At 52.9% G+C, this 382-nt stretch carries 1 protein-coding gene; it reads left to right on the forward strand.

Annotated features, from left to right (window positions below; all coding sequences use genetic code 11):
* Positions 1-362: IS3 family transposase (locus tag HMPREF0308_RS12740; protein ID WP_005532380.1), on the forward strand; the 362-nt coding region annotated here is incomplete at its 5' end.
* Positions 363-382: the final 20 nt, after the last annotated feature.

A 382-nucleotide genomic window follows, 5' to 3' on the forward strand; every position in this document is an offset into this window, starting at 1 on the left:
TGTGTGCTGAGGAAACAACAGGTCTCATTCACCATTCGGATCACGGCTCGCAGTACGTCAGCGTTGTCTACAACGAGCGCCTTGCCCAGCACGGGATTGCCGCTTCTACTGGAACAGTTGGCGACTCCTATGACAATGCTCTGGCTGAAAACGTTAACGGCTCCTTCAAGAACGAGCTAATCCATACTCGCAGGTGGAATGACGTTGTCGAGGTAGAAATCGCGACGTTCGAGTGGGTCTCATGGTGGAACGAGACCAGGCTCCACCAAAGCTTGGGGTACCGAACCCCGGTCGAGGTGGAAACCGAATTTTGGAAGCAGAACCCGCCGCAAGTGATAATAGAAATCAAGGCAAATGCCTAGGAACAAAACTCGGGGCACTT

This window comes from Corynebacterium striatum ATCC 6940, from assembly GCF_000159135.1.
GTDB lineage: Bacteria > Actinomycetota > Actinomycetes > Mycobacteriales > Mycobacteriaceae > Corynebacterium > Corynebacterium striatum.